The sequence below is a fragment of the Microcystis ichthyoblabe FBCC-A1114 genome, from assembly GCF_050500245.1.
GTDB classification, from domain to species: domain Bacteria; phylum Cyanobacteriota; class Cyanobacteriia; order Cyanobacteriales; family Microcystaceae; genus Microcystis; species Microcystis ichthyoblabe_A.
Genome location: NZ_CP191408.1, coordinates 2,588,722 through 2,607,409 on the forward strand (window position 1 = coordinate 2,588,722; position 18,688 = coordinate 2,607,409).

Below are 18,688 nucleotides of genomic sequence, written 5' to 3' on the forward strand. Positions count from 1 at the left end.
TGAGGAATTTGAATGGAACCCATCGCAATTATTGGTCTTGCTTGCCGCTTTCCAGGGGCTGACAATCCAGAAGCTTTCTGGCAACTCATGCGAAATGGGGTGGATGCGATCGCCGATATTCCTCCTGAACGTTGGGATATTGAGCGTTTCTACGATCCCACACCTGCCACTGCCAAGAAGATGTATAGTCGCCAGGGCGGTTTTCTAAAAAATGTCGATCAATTTGACCCTCAATTTTTCCGAATTTCTCCCCTAGAAGCCACCTATCTAGACCCTCAACAAAGACTGCTACTGGAAGTCACCTGGGAAGCCTTAGAAAATGCTGCCATTGTGCCTGAAACCTTAGCTGGTAGCCAATCAGGGGTTTTTATTGGCATCAGTGATGTGGATTATCATCGTTTGGCTTATCAAAGTCCTACTAACTTGACGGCCTATGTGGGTACAGGAAACAGCACCAGTATTGCGGCTAACCGTTTATCATATCTGTTTGATTTGCGTGGCCCCAGTTTGGCCGTAGATACCGCTTGCTCTTCTTCCCTCGTCGCCGTTCACTTGGCCTGTCAGAGTTTGCAAAATCAAGAATCGAACCTCTGCTTAGTGGGGGGAGTTAATCTCATTTTGTCGCCAGAGACAACCGTTGTTTTTTCCCAAGCGAGAATGATCGCCCCCGACAGTCGTTGTAAAACCTTTGACGCGAGGGCCGATGGTTATGTGCGCTCGGAAGGCTGTGGAGTAGTCGTACTTAAACGTCTTAGGGATGCCATTCAGGACGGCGATCGCGTTTTAGCAGTGATTGAAGGTTCCGCGGTGAATCAGGATGGTTTAAGTAATGGACTCACGGCCCCTAATGGCCCTGCTCAACAGGCGGTGATTCGTCAGGCCCTGGCAAATGCCCAGGTAAAACCGGCCCAGATTAGCTATGTCGAAGCCCATGGCACGGGGACAGAATTGGGGGATCCGATCGAAGTTAAATCTCTGAAAGCGGTTTTGGGTGAAAAGCGATCGCTCGATCAAACCTGTTGGCTCGGTTCTGTGAAAACCAACATTGGTCATTTAGAAGCGGCGGCGGGAATGGCGGGTCTGATTAAAGTCGTTCTCTGCCTACAACACCAAGAAATTCCCCCTAATCTCCACTTTCAAACCCTTAATCCCTATATTTCCCTAGCTGACACAGCTTTTGCGATTCCCACTCAGGCTCAACCCTGGCGGACCAAACCCCCTAAGTCTGGTGAAAACGGTGTCGAACGACGTTTAGCAGGACTCAGTTCCTTTGGGTTTGGGGGGACAAATTCCCATGTGATTCTCAGCGAAGCCCCTGTCACCGTTAAAAACAATCAACAAAATGGGCAGAAGTTGATGGAACGTCCCTGGCATTTGCTGACTTTATCTGCCAAGAATGAAGAAGCCTTAAAAGCCTTAGTCCATTGTTATCAAAAGTATTTAGCTGATCATCATGAAATTCCTCTCGCTGATGTTTGTTTTACGGCCAATAGTCGGCGATCGCACTTTAATCATCGTTTAGGAGTAGTGGCTAGAGATCGCTTAGAAATGTTGCAGAAGTTAGAGAACTTTAGTAACCAAGAAAGGATGAGAGAACCGAAGAGTATTAACAAAAAGAAAAAACCTAAAATTGTTTTTCTATTTGCCGGTCAAGGTTCTCAATATGTAGGTATGGGTCGTCAACTGTACGAAACCCAACCCATCTTTCGCCAAACCTTGGATCGCTGTGCTGAAATCCTGCGACCCCATTTAGATCAACCCCTCTTAGAAATTCTTTATCCTGCTGACCCAGAAGCCGAAACAGCGAGTTTTTACCTAGAGCAGACTGCCTATACCCAACCCACTTTATTCGCATTCGAGTATGCCCTAGCACAGTTATGGCGTTCCTGGGGAATAGAACCGGCGGCAGTAATTGGTCACAGTGTCGGTGAATATGTGGCGGCCACCGTTGCCGGAGCCTTAAGCTTAGAAGACGGATTAACGCTAATTGCCAAACGGGCAAAACTGATGCAATCTCTTGCCAAGGATGGGGCAATGGTTGCTGTCTTTGCCTCAGAAGAGCGGGTTAAAGCTGTTATTGAGCCTTATAGGACTGATGTAGCGATCGCTGCTGTTAATGGACCAGAAAATTTTGTTATTTCAGGAAAAGCGACGGCTATTGAAGAAATTATCGTTCATTTAACCGCAGAAGCAATAGAAGTCCGTCCTTTGAAAGTTTCCCATGCTTTTCACTCGCCTTTGATGGAACCGATTTTGGATTCTTTAGAACAGGAAGCTGTTGCAATATCCTTCCGACCTCTGCAAATTCCCTTAGTTGCTAATTTAACGGGGGAAGTTCTACCAGAAGGAGCAACAATTGACGCTCGTTACTGGCGAAATCATGCACGCAACCCTGTACAATTTTATGCCAGTATCCAAACGCTGATCGAGCAGAAATTCAGTCTTTTTTTGGAAGTCAGTCCGAAACCGACTTTATCTCGATTGGGTCAACAATGTTGTCCAGAAAGATCAGCTACCTGGCTATTTTCCCTCGCCCCTCCTCAAGAAGAAGAACAAAGCCTGCTAAATAGTTTGGCGATTCTCTATGATTGCCAAGGGGCAAAAATAAACTGGGAAGGTTTTCATGTAAACTATTCACAAAATTTACTGGCCTTACCGACCTATCCTTTTCAACGTCAACGCTATTGGCTTGAAACCATTAAACCGACTTCTGAAGAAACAACCATGACGACCAATGCCACTAATGTCCAAGCTATCTCCAGCAATCAAAAACAACAGGAGATTCTAATCACATTGCAAACCCTAGTGGGAAATTTACTGCAATTGTCCCCTGCTGATGTCAATGTTCATACACCTTTCCTGGAGATGGGGGCAGATTCCATTGTCATGGTTGAGGCGGTCAGACGGATTGAGAATACCTATAACGTTAAAATTGCTATGCGTCAGTTATTTGAGGAGTTATCAAATTTAGATGCTTTAGCTATTTATTTGGCTCAAAATCTGGCTAATGATTTCCAGAATACTCAAGTTAATACCGAGGTGTTTTCTGCGCCCATTGCCTGCTCAAATAACCGATCGCCCAATGTCGTGCTGAGTTCTAATAGCAACGGCTTTCAACGTCAAACAGCTTCTCCAAAGGTTTCGGCGATCGCCGCCCTTGCAGGAATGGGAGGAGCAGGGGGAATGGGAGGAGTTGAAGTGCCTCAAGTTTCTGTGCCACAAACCAGTGCGGTAACAGCCTCAGGTTCAACCGTTTCTAGTTCTGCCCTGGAAAACATTATGGGTCAACAGTTACAACTGATGGCCAAACAGTTAGAAGTCTTGCAAACGGCCAATTTTGCCCCGACGACTCCCCGAACCACAGAAAATTCCCCATCTTCCGTCAGTCAAAATAGGTCAAACGGACTTACACAACAGTTAATTCCCCCCCAGCAATTAGCGGCGAACCTAGGGCCAATAGCCAGTCGCACCCGTCAAACCAGCAATCAAGCTTCTGCTCCTAAACCGACAGTAACAGCCACTCCCTGGGGGCCGAAAAAACCACCCACAGGTGGATTAACTCCCCAACAACAGCAACATCTAGAGGCATTAATTGCTCGCTTTACGGAACGTACCAAAACCTCTAAGCAAATTGTGCAACGTGATCGCCCGCGTTTAGCAGATAGTCGAGCCTCGGTCGGATTCCGTATGTCCATTAAAGAGATGCTCTATCCCATTGTGGCCCAACGTTCTCAAGGATCAAGAATTTGGGATGTGGACGGTAATGAATATATTGATATGACGATGGGGCAAGGGGTAACGCTGTTTGGGCATCAACCAGACTTCATTATGTCGGCCCTACAAAGCCAACTCACTGAAGGCATTCATCTCAATCCGCGATCGCCAATTGTGGGAGAAGTGGCCGCCTTAATTTGTGAACTAACAGGAGCCGAACGAGCTTGTTTTTGCAACTCTGGAACCGAAGCCGTAATGGCCGCTATTCGTATCGCCAGGGCAACAACAGGTCGGAGTAAAATTGCCATCTTTGAAGGCTCCTATCATGGCCATGCGGACGGAACCCTTTTTAGGAACCAAATTATTGATAACCAACTCCACTCTTTTCCCCTAGCTCTAGGCGTTCCCCCCAGCCTTAGTTCCGATGTGGTGGTATTGGACTATGGCAGTGCGGAAGCTCTGAACTATTTACAAACCCAGGGACAGGATTTAGCGGCGGTCTTAGTAGAACCGATTCAAAGTGGTAATCCTTTACTACAACCCAAGCAATTTCTCCAAAGTCTGCGGCAAATTACCAGTCAAATGGGCATTGCCCTGATTTTTGATGAAATGATTACGGGTTTTCGATCGCACCCAGGGGGAGCGCAAGCTTTATTTGGAGTACGGGCGGATATTGCCACCTATGGCAAAGTAGTTGCGGGAGGAATGCCCATTGGAGTTATTGCAGGTAAGGCCCATTATCTGGACAGCATTGACGGGGGAATGTGGCGTTATGGCGATAAATCCTATCCTGGGGTGGACAGAACCTTTTTTGGGGGAACCTTTAATCAGCATCCGTTAGCAATGGTAGCGGCTAGGGCTGTCCTGACCCATTTAAAGGAGCAGGGGCCAGGTCTGCAACAACAATTAACTGAACGCACTGCGGCCTTAGCCGATACACTGAATCATTATTTTCAAGCCGAAGAAGTTCCCATTAAAATCGAACAGTTTAGTTCTTTCTTCCGGTTTGCCCTCTCTGGCAATTTGGATTTACTTTTCTATCACATGGTAGAAAAAGGTATTTATGTCTGGGAATGGCGTAAACATTTTCTTTCAACCGCCCATACGGAAGCCGATCTTGCCCAATTTGTCCAAGCGGTTAAAGATAGCGTCACAGAATTGCGTCAGGGAGGTTTTATCCCCGCAAAAAAGCCTTCCTGGTCAATGCAAAGGCCTCAAACTGATCCCCCCCTAACCTCCCTTGATAAGGGGATTGATCCCCCCCTAACCCCCCTTGATAAGGGGATTGATCCCCCCCTAACCCCCCTTGATAAGGGGGGAGATGTTGATGTCACCCTTGATAAGGGAGGAAATTCTCGTTCTGTTAGGGACAGTAAGTTAGGGAAAGGGAGCGGGTCTCAAGACCAAAAAACGATACAGTTTAGCCTCTACTACTTTGGTAGCTATGAAGCGGAATTTAACCCGAATAAATATAACTTGCTGTTTGAAGGGGCTAAATTTGGCGATCGCGCTGGTTTTACGGCCCTTTGGATTCCTGAACGTCATTTCCACGCTTTTGGTGGTTTTTCTCCCAATCCTTCGGTTTTGGCGGCGGCTTTAGCACGGGAAACCAAACAGATTCAACTGCGATCAGGCAGTGTGGTTTTACCGCTACATAATTCCATCCGAGTCGCCGAAGAATGGGCAGTGGTGGACAATCTTTCCCAGGGCCGTGTCGGTATTGCTTTTGCATCGGGTTGGCATCCCCAGGATTTTGTCTTGGCTCCCCAGTCCTTTGGCCAACATCGGGAATTGATGTTCCAAGAAATTGAAACCGTCCAGAAACTTTGGCGAGGGGAAGCGATCACCGTGCCAGACGGAAAGGGTCAAAGGGTAGAGGTAAAAACCTATCCCCAACCAATGCAGTCCCAGTTACCCAGCTGGATTACTATTGTCAATAATCCCGATACCTATATCAGAGCAGGGGCGATCGGTGCTAATATCCTTACCAATCTGATGGGGCAAAGCGTGGAAGATTTAGCCCGTAATATTGCGCTATATCGTCAATCTTTGGCAGAGCATGGTTATGATCCCGCGTCGGGAACGGTGACAGTTCTCCTGCATACTTTTGTTGGCAATGATTTAGAGCAAGTTCGAGAACAGGCTCGCCAACCCTTTGGGCAATACCTCACCTCCTCTGTCGGACTCTTGCAGAACATGGTCAAGAGCCAGGGCATGAAAGTGGATTTTGAACAATTAAGAGACGAAGATCGGGACTTTCTCCTCGCTTCTGCCTATAAACGCTATACAGAAACCAGTGCCTTAATTGGCACACCCGAAACCTGCCGTCAAATTATTGATCATTTGCAGTCCATCGGTGTGGATGAAGTGGCTTGTTTTATTGATTTTGGGGTAGATGAACAAACAGTTTTGGCCAATTTACCCTATCTCCAGTCCCTAAAAGACTTATATCAACCTCATCTCCCCCCTTATCAAGGGGGGTTAGGGGGGGATCAATCCCCTTATCAAGGGGAGTTAGGGGGGGATCAATCCCCTTATCAAGGGGGGTTAGGGGGGGATCAATCCCCTTATCAAGGGGGGTTAGGGGGGGATCAATCCCCTTATCAAGGGGGGTTAGGGGGTGATCAAGTCCCTCTCACCGAAGCCCAACGACAACTGTGGATTTTGGCTCAATTAGGAGACAACGGCTCGACTGCCTATAACCAATCAGTGACATTGCAATTAAGTGGCCCCTTAAATCTCGTTGCGATGACCCAAGCTATTCAACGAATCAGCGATCGCCATGAAGCGTTACGAACCAAAATTAATGCCCAGGGAGATAGTCAAGAAATCCTGCCCCAGGTCGAAATTAACTGCCCTATCTTAGACTTCAGTCTTGACCAAGCTTCGGCCCAACAGCAAGCAGAACAATGGTTAAAGGAAGAAAGTGAAAAACCCTTTGATTTGAGCCAGGGTTCTCTCGTGCGTTGGTATATACTCAAATTAGAACCAGAATTACATTTGTTAGTATTAACGGCCCATCACATTATCAGTGACGGTTGGTCAATGGGAGTAATCCTTCGGGAATTAGGAGAGTTATATTCAGCCAAATGTCAGGGGGTTACAGCTAATCTTAAAACCCCAAAACAGTTTCGAGAATTGATTGAATGGCAAAGCCAGCCAAGCCAAGGGGAAGAACTGAAAAAACAGCAGGCCTATTGGTTAACAACGCTTGTCAATCCGACCGTTTTGAATTTACCCACTGACAAACCTCGTCCAGCTTTACCCAGTTACCAAGCCAATCGTCAAAGTCTAACTTTAGATAGCCAATTTACAGAAAAACTAAAGCAATTTAGTCGTAAACAGGGCTGTACTTTTCTAATGACACTGTTATCAGTTTATAACATTCTCATTCATCGTTTGACGGGACAGGATGATATTCTGGTGGGTCTGCCAGCGTCTGGACGTGGCCTTTTAGATAGTGAAGGAATGGTGGGTTATTGCACTCATTTTTTACCAATTTGCAGTCAGTTAGCGGGTAATCCCACTTTTGCTGATTATCTCAAACAAATGCGGGGGGTTCTGTTGTCGGCCTATGAACATCAGGACTATCCCTTTGCTCTTTTGCTCAATCAGTTAGATTTACCGCGTAATACCAGTCGCTCTCCTTTAATTGATGTCAGTTTCAATTTAGAACCAGCCATTAATTTACCCAAAATGAAAGGATTAGAGATTAGTTTACTGCCTCAAAAGGTTAGTTTTAGGGATCGAGATTTGCATTTGAATGTGACAGAAATAGGCGGAGAAGCTCTGGTTGACTGTGACTACAATACGGATTTATTTGAGGATGAAACGATTCAGCGTTGGTTGGGTTATTTCCAAACCTTACTTGAGGCAGTTATTAATGATCCGCAACAAAATCTACGGGAATTACCTTTATTAAATTCTGCTGAACAAAAACAGTTATTAGTAGATTGGAATCAAACCAAGACCGACTATCCCCAAGATCAGTGTATTCATCAATTATTTGAAGCGCAAGTTGAACGGACTCCCGATGCGATTGCGGTGGTATTTGAGGGGCAATCATTAACCTACGGTGAATTAAATTGTCGAGCCAATCAGTTAGCACATTATTTACAAAAATTAGGAGTAAAACCAGATGAATTAGTAGGGATTTGTCTAGAACGTTCTTTAGACATGATTGTAGGATTATTGGCTATTCTTAAAGTCGGCGGAGCTTATGTTCCTATTGACCCAGATTATCCTCAAGAACGCATTAGCTTTATGCTCCAAGATACCCAGGTTAAAATACTGTTAACCTGCGAATCTTTACAGACTTCTCTGCCAAATCATCAGTCCATTGTTGTCTGTTTAGATAAAGATTGGCAACCAATTAATCAAGCAAGTCAGGAGAATCTGAACAGCACAGTTTCTGCGGATAATTTAGCCTACATTATTTATACTTCTGGTTCTACAGGTAAACCTAAAGGCGTTGAGATTACTCATCGTAGCGTTAATCGTCTTTTGTTTGGTGTAAACTATGTACATCTAGATGCAACGCAAAGATTTTTACAAATGGCTCCCATTGCTTTTGACGCTTCTACCTTTGAGATTTGGGGTGCTTTATTACATGGTGCGAGATGTGTGATTTTTACGGAAAATATTCCTACCTCTACAAGTTTACAAAATGCAATAGACAAAAATGGCATTACTGTTTTATGGCTAACGGCTGCTTTGTTCAATAAGATTATTGACGATAATTCCCAAGCTTTATCAGGAATTAAACAGCTACTAATTGGTGGAGAAGCACTTTCAGTTGCTCATGTTCATAAAGCACTGGCTGCTTTGCCATTGACACAAATTACTAATGGATATGGACCAACGGAAAGTACAACTTTTACCTGTTGCTATCCTATTCCTAAACAACTAGAGGCAGCAATAAAGTCAATCCCCATTGGTCGTCCAATCTCCAACACACAGGTTTACATTCTAGATAGCTATCTCCAACCTGTACCGATTGGTGTAGTCGGAGAATTACATATTGGTGGATTTGGGGTGGCAAGGGGCTATTTAAATCGTCCTGAATTAACCCAAGAAAAATTTATTGCTAATCCTTTTAGTAATGACCCAGATGCTCGGCTCTATAAAACCGGAGATTTAGCTCGTTATTTACCCGATGGTGATATTGAATATCTGGGACGCATTGATAATCAAGTCAAAATTCGCGGTTTTCGGATTGAGTTGGGAGAAATTGAGGCTGTTTTGCTTTCCCATCCCCAGGTACGAGAAGCGGTGGTTTTGGTGAATGAAAGCGATCGCTCTGAAAATCGGGCTTTGGTCGCTTATATTGTCCCTAATGATCCTGCTTGTACGACTCAATCATTACGAGAGTTTGTTAAACGGCAGCTTCCCGACTATATGATTCCAGCTTATTGGCTTGTGCTAGAAAAATTACCGTTAACCAGCAATGGCAAAATTGATCGTCGGGCTTTACCGTTACCTAATCCAGAGTTAAATCGTTCGATAGACTATGTGGCTCCCAAAAATCCTACCCAGGAGGCGATCGCCGCTATTTTTGGTCAAGTTTTAAAACTGGAAAAAGTGGGAATTTATGATAACTTTTTTGAGATCGGCGGTAATTCTTTGCAAGCCACTCAAGTTATTTCAAGGTTACGAGAAAGTTTTGCCCTAGAGTTGCCCCTGCGTCGCCTATTTGAACAACCGACTGTGGCGGATTTGGCTTTAGCCGTAACGGACATTCATGCCACTTTACAAAAATTACAAACCCCTATTGATGATTTATCAGGCGATCGCCAGGAGATCGAAATATGAAATCCATTGAAACCTTTTTGTCAGATTTAGCCAATCAAGATATTAAACTCTGGATGGACGGCGATCGCCTGCGTTGTAATGCTCCCCAGGGCCTATTGACCCCAGAGATTCAAACAGAACTGAAAAACCGTAAAGCAGAAATCATTCAATTTCTTGAGCAACTGGGTTCAGAGGAGCAGGTTAGCTCTAGAACCATTCTTCCGACTGCCCGTGATACCCAATTACCCCTCTCCTTTGCCCAGGCGCGACTTTGGTTTCTGTATCAATTAGAAGGAGCCACGGGAACCTATAACATGACAGGGGCCTTAAGTTTAAGCGGGTCTCTGCAAGTAGAAGCCCTCAAACAAGCTCTAGGAGCAATAATCCAACGTCACGAGTCATTGCGTACCAGTTTCCAGACGGTTGACGGTGTTCCAGTGCAGGTGATTGATCCCAAGCCTATTTGGGAATTGACTATGGTTAATTTGGAAGGAAAGGAAGCAGCAGCAGAAAAATTAGCTTATGCGGAAGCCCAAACGCCCTTTGATTTAACCAAGAGTCCTTTACTGAGGGTAACGCTCCTCAAATTGCAGCCAGAAAAGCATATTTTATTAATTAATATGCACCATACTATTTCTGATGGCTGGTCAATCGGTGTTTTTGTTCGTGAATTGTCCCATCTCTATGGGGCTTTTGTTGCGGGTAAAGAACCAACTTTACCGATTTTACCAATTCAGTATGCGGATTTTGCCGTTTGGCAGCGAGAGTGGTTACAGGGTAAGGTTTTAGCGGCTCAATTGGAATATTGGAAGCGACAATTGGCAGATGCTCCTCCTCTGCTGGAACTGCCGACTGATCGCCCTCGTCCCGCAATCCAAACCTTTCAAGGCAAGACAGAAAGATTTGAGCTAGATAGGAAACTGACCCAAGAATTAAAGGCATTAAGTCAACAGTCGGGTTGCACCTTATTTATGACTTTGTTGGCCGCTTTTGGGGTAGTTCTATCCCGTTATAGTAACCAGACTGATATAGTCATTGGTTCAGCGATCGCCAACCGTAATCGTCGAGAAATTGAGGGGTTAATTGGCTTTTTTGTTAACACTTTGGCGTTGAGGTTAGATTTATCAGAAAAACCTAGCTTTGCCGCTTTCTTAAAACAAGTACAGGCGGTCACTCAGGATGCCTATGAGCATCAAGATTTGCCCTTTGAGATGTTAGTAGAAGAATTACAGCTAGAGCGCAAATTAGACCGTAATCCTTTGGTACAGGTGATGTTTGCCCTTCAAAATGCTGCTAATGAAACCTGGAATTTACCTGGGTTGGCTATTGAAGAAGTGTCTTGGGAGCTTGATTCTGCCCGTTTTGACTTAGAGATTCATGTATCAGAAGTTAACGACGGCATAGCTGGATTCTGTTGCTACAACATTGACTTATTTGATGGCTCAACGATCGCCCGTCTATTGGAACATTTTCAGAATCTTCTCAGGGCGATTATTGTTAATCCTCAAGAGTCGGTAAGCCTATTACCTTTATTGTCAGAACAGGAACAAAAGCAACTTTTAGTTGATTGGAATCAAACCAAAACTGATTATCCCCAAGAGCAGTGCATTCATCAATTATTTGAATCACAAGTTGAACGGACTCCTGATGCGATCGCCGTAGTCTTTGAAGAGCAATCATTAACTTACGGTGAATTAAATGGTCGAGCCAATCAGTTAGCCCATTATTTACAAAAATCAGGAGTAAAACCAGATGAATTAGTAGGGATTTGTCTAGAACGTTCTTTAGACATGATTGTAGGATTATTGGCTATTCTTAAAGTCGGCGGAGCTTATGTTCCTATTGACCCAGATTATCCCCAAGAACGCATTAGCTTTATGCTCCAAGATTCACAGGTTAAAGTAATATTAACCTGTGAATCTTTACAGACTTCTCTGCCAAATCATCAGTCCATTGTTGTCTGCTTAGATAAAGATTGGCAACAAATTAATCAAGCAAGTCAGGAAAATCTTAACAGCACAGTTTCTGCGGATAATTTAGCCTACATTATTTATACTTCTGGTTCTACAGGCACTCCCAAGGGTGTTGCCGTTACTCATCGTAGCGTTAATCGTCTTTTGTTTGGTGTAAATTATGTACATCTAGATGCAACGCAAAGATTTTTACAAATGGCTCCCATTGCTTTTGACGCTTCTACCTTTGAGATTTGGGGGGCGTTATTGCATGGTGGGAGATGTGTGATTTTTACGGAAAATATTCCTACCTCTACAAGTTTACAAAATGCAATAGACAAAAATGGCATTACTGTTTTATGGCTAACGGCTGCTTTGTTCAATAAGATTATTGACGATAATTCCCAAGCTTTATCAGGAATTAAACAGCTACTAATTGGTGGAGAAGCACTTTCAGTTGCTCATGTTCATAAAGCACTGGCTGCTTTGCCATTGACACAAATTACTAATGGATATGGGCCAACAGAAAGTACAACTTTTACCTGTTGCTATCCTATTCCTAAACAACTAGAGGCAACAATAAAGTCAATCCCCATTGGTCGTCCAATCTCCAACACACAGGTTTACATTCTAGATAGCTATCTCCAACCTGTACCGATTGGTGTAGTCGGAGAATTACATATTGGTGGAGCAGGGTTAGCACGAGGTTATCTCAATCGCCCTGAGTTAACGGCTGAAAAATTTATTGCCAATCCCTTTGATCCCCCCCTAACCCCCCTTGATAAGGGGGGAGAAGAACCCTCAAAACTCTATAAAACGGGAGACTTAGCCCGTTATTTACCCGATGGCAATGTAGAATTTTTGGGACGTATTGACAATCAGGTAAAAATTCGGGGTTTTCGCATCGAAACTGGGGAAATCGAAGCCGTTTTAAGTCAATATTTCCTATTAGCGGGAAATGTCGTCGTTGCCAGGGAAGATAATACTGGGGATAAACGTCTCGTTGCTTACCTGGTTCCTGCCTTGCAAAAGGTCGCCCTACCAGAGCAATTAGCCCAATGGCAAAGTGAATACATTAGTGATTGGCAGAGTCTTCACGAAAGAACCTATAGTCAAGGGCAAGACAGCCTAGCTGATCTCACTTTTAATATCACGGGTTGGAATAGCAGTTATACTCGTCAACCCCTTCCTGCTTCAGAAATGCGAGAGTGGGTCGAAAACACTGTCAGTCGCATCCTAGCCTTGCAACCAGAACGCAGTTTAGAAATTGGTTGTGGTACAGGTTTGTTGCTCTCCAGGGTAGCAAAGCATTGTCTTGAATATTGGGCAACGGATTATTCCCAGGGGGCGATAAATTATGTTGAACAGGTTTGCAATGCCGTTGAAGGTTTAGAACAGGTTAAGTTAGTCTGTCAAACGGCGGATAATTTTGAGGGCATTCCCCCGCGTCAATTTGATACCGTCGTCTTAAATTCGATTATTCAGTATTTTCCCAGTGTGGATTATCTGTTACAGGTGCTTGAAGGGGCGATCAACGTCATTGGCGAGCGAGGTCAGATTTTTGTCGGGGATGTGCGGAGTTTACCGCTATTAGAGCCATATCATGCGGCTGTGCAATTAGCCCAAGCTTCTGATTCCAAAACCGTTGAACAATGGCAACAACAGGTGCGTCAAAGTGTAGCAGGTGAAGAAGAACTGGTCATTGATCCCACATTTTTCCTGGCTTTAAAACAACATTTTCCTCAAATTAGCTGGGTAGAAATTCAACCGAAACGGGGTGTAGCTCACAATGAGTTAACTCAATTTCGCTATGATGTCACTCTCCATTTAGAGCCTATCAATAATCAATCATTATTGAGCAGTAATCCAACGGTAATTACCTGGTTAAATTGGCAACTTGATCAACTTTCTTTAGCTCAAATTCAAGAGCAATTGTTGACAGAAAAACCTGAATTATTGGGAATTCGTGGTATTCCGAATCAGCGAGTTGAACAGGCTCTCAAAATTTGGGAATGGGTGGAAAATGCCCCTGATGTTGAAACGGTTGAACAACTTAAAAAACTGCTCAAAGAACAAGTAGATACTGGTATTAATCCTGAACAGGTTTGGCAGTTAGCTGAGTCTTTAGGTTACACCGCTCACCTTAGTTGGTGGGAAAGTAGTCAAGAGGGTTCCTTTGATGTCATTTTTCAGCGTGATTCAGGGTCAGAAGCCGTTTCAAAGCTTGCTTTTTGGGATGAAAAAGCCCTTAAAACAAAACCCTGGACTGATTACACCAATAATCCTCTGCGTGGTAAGTTAGTCCAAAAGTTAATTCCTAAAGTACGAGAATTTCTGCAAGAAAAGCTACCCAGTTATATGGTTCCCCAGGCCTTTGTGTTGCTGGATTCCCTTCCTTTGACTCCCAATGGCAAGGTGGATCGTAAAGCATTGCCTTCTCCTGATGCGACGACTCGTAATTTGGCTAACAGTTTTGTCTTACCCCGCAATCCGATTGAAGCTCAACTTACTCAAATTTGGAGTGAAGTTTTGGGACTGGAACGTATTGGTGTTAAGGATAACTTTTTTGAATTGGGGGGGCATTCCCTGTTAGCCACTCAAGTTATCTCTCGCTGCCAACAAGCCTTTGAAATTTCTTTACTCCTACGTTATCTGTTTGAATCACCAACTATTGCTCAGTTAAGTGCAGTGATTTTAAGGGAACTACAAACTGGCTCAGGGCTAAAGCTGCCAGGGATTGTACCAGTTAACCGTGATGGGGACATCCCCCTATCCTGGGCGCAGGAACGTCTGTGGTTTGTCAATCAATTGGAAGGAGAAAGTGGGGCATATACCATTGATTTTACTATGCGTTTACTAGGCAATCTCAACGTTAAAGCCCTAGAGCAAGCTTTTCAGGCAATTGTGCAACGCCATGAACCTTTACGAACTCAGTTTAAGCTCAAGGATAATAAGCCGATCCAGGTAATCGCGCCTAATGTAACTTTCACCTTACCAGTTGTCAATTTGCAAAACCTGAGTCATCCTGAGTCACAGGTAAAACACCTGTTAGTAGAATCAGCATCCGAACCCTTTGATCTCGAATCAGGTTCGGTATTACGAGTCAAATTATGGCAATTGAAGACAGACGAATATGTACTATTATTGGCTATTCACCATATTGCGGCGGATGGTTGGTCAATAGGTGTTTTAATTGACGAATTATCGGTCTATTATCGAAGTTTCTCCACAGGAACAAAAGCAGATTTACTCGCTCTACCGATACAGTATGCTGACTTTGCGATGTGGCAGCGTCAATGGTTAACAAATGAGGTTTTAGAACATCAATTAAGCTACTGGACACAACAGTTAACGGACGCACCTCTACTGCACCAACTTCCCACAGACCGCCCCCGCCCAGCCGTACAGAGTTTTCGGGGTGGGACGGAGCTACTGCGACTAGATAATCAACTAACACAACAATTGAAAAAACTCAGTCAAGAGTCTGGTAGCACTCTTTTTATGACATTACTAGCGGGTTTTACTGTGTTACTATCTCGTTATAGTCAACAAACAGATGTGGTAATTGGTTCACCCATTGCCAATCGTAACCGCACGGAAATTGAGGGTTTAATCGGCTTTTTTGTGAATAATTTGGTATTGAGGCTCGATCTGTCCCAGGAACCCTCTTTTGAGGATTTTCTGTTCCAGGTACGAGAAGTTACCCAAAACGCCTACGACCATCAAGATTTACCCTTCGAGATGTTAGTCGAAAAATTACAAATTGAGCGGCATTTAGATCGTAATCCTTTAATACAGATAGTTTTTGCCCTTCAGAATGCTCCTAGTTCTCCCTGGGACTTGCCTGGGATAAAAATTGAGGATATACCAGCGGGACGGGATTCGGTACGGCTTGATCTAGAAATTCACCTGTGGGATACACCCGAAGGACTGGGGGGTTTTTGCTCTTATAACAGGGATTTATTTGATGGCTCAACGATCGCCCGTCTATTGGAACATTTTCAGAATATTCTCTGGGCGATTATTGCCAACCCTCAAGAATCGGTAAGCTCGTTACCTTTATTGTCAGAACAGGAACAAAAGCAACTTTTAGTTGATTGGAATCAAACCCAAGCCGATTATCCCCAAGATCAGTGCATTCATCAGTTATTTGAAGCGCAAGTTGAACGAACTCCCGATGCGATCGCCGTAGTCTTTGAGGAGCAATCATTAACCTACAGTGAATTAAATTGTCGCGCTAATCAGTTAGCCCATTATTTACAAACTTTAGGAGTCCGGCCAGAGGTCTTAGTCGGTATTTCCCTAGAACGTTCTTTGGAAATGATTATTGGCTTATTAGCCATTCTCAAGGCCGGTGGTGCTTATCTCCCTCTTGATCCTGACTATCCTACCGAGCGTCTTCAGTTCATGTTAGAAGACAGTCAAGTTCTTTTTTTGATTACCCACAGTTCTTTATTAGCAAAATTGCCTCCCTCTCAAGCGACTCTTATTTGTTTAGATCACATCCAAAAGCAGATTTCTCAATATTCTCCCGATAATCTTCAAAGTGAGTTAACTCCTTCCAATTTAGCTAACGTTATTTACACCTCTGGCTCTACGGGTAAACCTAAAGGGGTGATGGTTGAACATCGGGGCTTAGTTAACTTAGCGAGTTCTCAAATTCAATCTTTTGCAGTCAACCATAACAGTCGTGTGCTGCAATTTGCTTCTTTTAGTTTTGATGCTTGTATTTCAGAAATTTTGATGACCTTTGGTTCTGGAGCGACGCTTTATCTTGCTCAAAAAGATGCTTTGTTGCCAGGTCAGCCATTAATTGAACGGTTAGTAAAGAATGGAATTACTCATGTGACTTTGCCGCCTTCAGCTTTAGTGGTTTTACCCAAGGAATCATTACCCAACTTACAAACCTTAATTGTGGCGGGTGAAGCTTGTCCTCTTGATTTGGTGAAACAATGGTCAGTCGGTAGAAACTTTTTTAATGCCTATGGGCCAACGGAAGCAAGTGTTTGTGCCACGATTGGACAATGTTATCAAGATGATTTAAAGGTCACGATTGGTAAGGCGATCGCTAATGTACAGATTTATATTTTGGATGCCTTTTTACAACCAGTACCCATCGGAGTACCAGGGGAATTATACATTGGTGGAGTCGGAGTTGCGAGGGGTTATCTAAATCGTCCTGAATTAACGGCGGAAAGATTTATTTTTAATCCTTTTGATCCCCCCCTAACCCCCCTTGATAAGGGGGGAGAAGAACCCTCAAAACTCTATAAAACGGGAGACTTAGCCCGTTATTTACCCGATGGCAATGTAGAATTTTTGGGACGTATTGACAATCAGGTAAAAATTCGGGGCTTTCGCATTGAAACGGGGGAAATAGAGGCTGTTTTAAGTCAATATTTCCTCTTAGCGGAAAATGTCGTCGTTGCCAGGGAAGATAATGCTGGGAATAAACGTCTCGTTGCTTACCTGGTTCCTGCCCTGCAAAATGAGGCCCTACCAGAGCAATTAGCCCAATGGCAAAGTGAATATATTAGTGATTGGCAAAGTCTCTATGAAAGAACCTATAGTCAAGGGCAAGACAGCCTAGCTGATCTCACTTTTAATATCACGGGTTGGAATAGCAGTTATACCCGCCAACCCCTTCCTGCTTCAGAAATGCGAGAGTGGGTCGAAAACACTGTCAGTCGCATCCTAGCCTTGCAACCAGAACGCAGTTTAGAAATTGGTTGTGGTACAGGTTTGTTGCTCTCCAGGGTAGCAAAGCATTGTCTTGAATATTGGGCAACGGATTATTCCCAGGGGGCGATAAATTATGTTGAACAGGTTTGCAATGCCGTTGAAGGTTTAGAACAGGTTAAGTTAGTCTGTCAAACGGCGGATAATTTTGAGGGCATTCCCCCGCGTCAATTTGATACCGTCGTCTTAAATTCGATTATTCAGTATTTTCCCAGTGTGGATTATCTGTTACAGGTGCTTGAAGGGGCGATCAACGTCATTGGCGAGCGAGGTCAGATTTTTGTCGGGGATGTGCGGAGTTTACCGCTATTAGAGCCATATCATGGGGCTGTGCAATTAGCCCAAGCTTCTGATTCCAAAACCGTTGAACAATGGCAACAACAGGTGCGTCAAAGTGTAGCAGGTGAAGAAGAACTGGTCATTGATCCCACATTTTTCCTGGCTTTAAAACAACATTTTCCTCAAATTAGCTGGGTAGAAATTCAACCGAAACGGGGTGTAGCTCACAATGAGTTAACCCAATTTCGCTATGATGTCACTCTCCATTTAGAGCCTATCAATAATCAACCATTATTGAGCGGCAATCCAACGGTAATTACTTGGTTAAATTGGCAACTTGACCAATTGTCTTTAACACAAATTAAAGATAAATTATTGACAGACAAACCTGAATTTTGGGGAATTCGTGGTATTCCTAATCAGCGAGTTGAACAGGCTCTCAAAATTTGGGAATGGGTGGAAAATGCCCCTGATGTTGAAACGGTTGAACAACTTAAAAAACTGCTCAAAGAACAAGTAGATACTGGTATTAATCCTGAACAGGTTTGGCAGTTAGCTGAGTCTTTAGGTTACACCGCTCACCTTAGTTGGTGGGAAAGTAGTCAAGAGGGTTCCTTTGATGTCATTTTTCAGCGTGATTCAGGGTCAGAAGCCGTTTCAAAGCTTGCTTTTTGGGATGAAAAAGCCCTTAAAACAAAACCCTGGACTGATTACACCAATAATCCTCTGCGTGGTAAGTTAGTCCAAAAGTTAATTCCTAAAGTACGAGAATTTCTGCAAGAAAAGCTACCCAGTTATATGGTTCCCCAGGCGTTTGTGTTGCTGGATTCCCTTCCTTTGACTCCCAATGGCAAGGTGGATCGTAAAGCATTGCCTTCTCCTGATGCGGCGACTCGTAATTTAGCTAACAGTTTTGTCTTACCCCGCAATCCGATTGAAGCCCAACTTACTCAAATTTGGAGTGAAGTTTTGGGACTGGAACGCATCGGTGTAAAGGACAACTTTTTTGAATTGGGAGGACATTCTCTCTTGGCTACCCAGGTTTTATCAAGAATTAATTCAGCCTTTGGACTTGATCTTTCCGTACAAATTATGTTTGAATCCCCCACAATCGCGGGCATTGCAAGCTATATTCAGGCCGTGGAATGGGCTGCCCAGGATAGCTCAGAGAGAAAGTTAAATCATGAAAATACTGAGGTAGTGGAGTTCTAAGT

At 43.9% G+C, this 18,688-nt stretch carries 2 protein-coding genes; both read left to right on the forward strand.

The window, feature by feature from the left end; genetic code table 11:
* The first annotated feature begins 12 nt into the window (after window positions 1-12).
* Window positions 13-9,525, forward strand: coding sequence for a MupA/Atu3671 family FMN-dependent luciferase-like monooxygenase (locus tag ACQY1Y_RS12475; protein ID WP_430012847.1), 9,513 nt, complete (start codon window positions 13-15; stop codon window positions 9,523-9,525).
* On the forward strand, window positions 9,522-18,686 hold the full coding sequence (locus ACQY1Y_RS12480) for an amino acid adenylation domain-containing protein (protein WP_430012848.1): 9,165 nt from the start codon (window positions 9,522-9,524) through the stop codon (window positions 18,684-18,686). Before ACQY1Y_RS12475 ends, ACQY1Y_RS12480 begins: the two co-directional genes overlap by 4 nt.
* Window positions 18,687-18,688 lie beyond the last annotated feature (2 nt).

What these genes read in the sequence shown, in the direction of transcription:
- ACQY1Y_RS12475 (WP_430012847.1), top strand. Translation starts at nt 13, where the DNA reads ATGGAACCCATCGCAATTATTGGTCTTGCTTGCCGCTTTCCAGGGGCT.
- ACQY1Y_RS12480 (WP_430012848.1), top strand. Translation starts at nt 9,522, where the DNA reads ATGAAATCCATTGAAACCTTTTTGTCAGATTTAGCCAATCAAGATATT.